General features: G+C 52.2%; 2 protein-coding genes. One reads left to right on the forward strand and one right to left on the reverse strand.

The genetic code is table 11. The annotated features are described in order from the left end of the window. A partial coding sequence (locus HWQ67_RS18880) for a hypothetical protein (RefSeq protein WP_218254240.1) occupies positions 1-241 on the reverse strand: 241 nt, incomplete at its 3' end. 112 nt (positions 242-353) lie between these two features. Between HWQ67_RS18880 and HWQ67_RS18885 the strand changes: the two genes are divergently transcribed. Next, on the forward strand, positions 354-1,160 hold the full coding sequence (locus tag HWQ67_RS18885; protein ID WP_218254241.1) for a YihY/virulence factor BrkB family protein: 807 nt from the start codon (positions 354-356) through the stop codon (positions 1,158-1,160). Positions 1,161-1,282 lie beyond the last annotated feature (122 nt).

The raw sequence follows: 1,282 nt of genomic DNA on the forward strand, positions 1-1,282 counted from the left end.
CATTGGCGATGATCCCCTGAAGCGTCCCCGCTCCACGATTGAGCAGAGCGTACAACCGCTTGCCGAGTTTGGCCCCCGCCGCTGGATCGGTACGCCACAGGTTCTCGCGTGTCTCCGCAAGGAGGGCGGCAACCTCGGTTTCGGCGATGTGGTGGGACGGTTCGCCGTTGACGTGTACCGGACGTTGACCGTCTGCTGCGGCCAATATCGATATCGTTATGGTATTGCGATCCCCTGGCATAATAAATTATAACCTACAACCAAAAATGAAAACAAGTGAATTTTACTTCACATCGCTAACGTGCTATAATATCCTCATGACGGCTTGATTTCTGACTGAGCGTAAGGAGAAAATGCGTATAATACTGGACAGCGTTGTTTCGTTTTTCAGGAACAACTACATGCAGTTGGCTGCGGCACTTGCCTACTATGGGATGTTTGCACTGCTGCCGTTTCTGCTGCTGACGGCGTTGTTGTTGGGCAAATCGATCACGTCTTCGCAGGAGGCCCTCAATGGGTTGCACAGGCTGACCTACCAACTGGTGCCGGAGTTTCAGGAGGTGATATTCAATGAGGTCATATCGCTCTCCCGCCTCTCCGACATCTGGGGGTGGGTGGGTATATTGTCCTGTCTGTCGTGCATATTACCGCTCGTTGTGGCCATCAGAAACGTCTTCCTGACCATATTCATGGCACAGAGGAGGCGCCCCCTGGTGCTTGAGGCACTGCGCGACTTCTCAACCGCAATATTTCTGATAGCCCTCCTGATATTTCTCGTGATAAGCCAGATAATCTATGACGAGTTGATAATCCGATTCTTTATGGCCATCTCCTTCCCCCTGTACATCGTGGACTTTCTGGTAAACCTGACCATCTCCTCAACCGGTATGACGGTGCTGTACTATGCCTTTATACCGGTAAAGGTTGGTTTAAAGCGCATCTGTGCAGGGGCCGTGTTGGCCTCCGTGCTCTGGGCCGTTATCAACCCCACGTTGGTGTTTCTGCTCAAGCTCAATCCCCGGTTTGGGATCGCCTTCGGTTCACTGAAGGCCATTTTTTTGATCTTCATGTGGGTCTACTTCTCCTTCTGCGTAATAGTCCTCGGCGCCGAGTTCATCGCACAGTGGCACAGAAGAGGAAACAACACGACAGCAACGTAAGCCTTCACCGGAGCCTCTTAAAAAAGCATGGTAAAATGGGGTCAAGGGGACTGGTCCCCTTGCGGGGGGTTCTGAAGGGGGGCGGAGCCGCCCCTTTCTTTCTTGCCTTAAAGTATAGTTAC

The sequence above is a fragment of the Candidatus Magnetobacterium casense genome (assembly GCF_019173545.1).
GTDB classification, from domain to species: Bacteria; Nitrospirota; Thermodesulfovibrionia; order Thermodesulfovibrionales; family Magnetobacteriaceae; genus Magnetobacterium; species Magnetobacterium cryptolimnobacter.

What these genes read in the sequence shown, in the direction of transcription:
- HWQ67_RS18885 (WP_218254241.1), top strand. Translation starts at nt 354, where the DNA reads ATGCGTATAATACTGGACAGCGTTGTTTCGTTTTTCAGGAACAACTAC.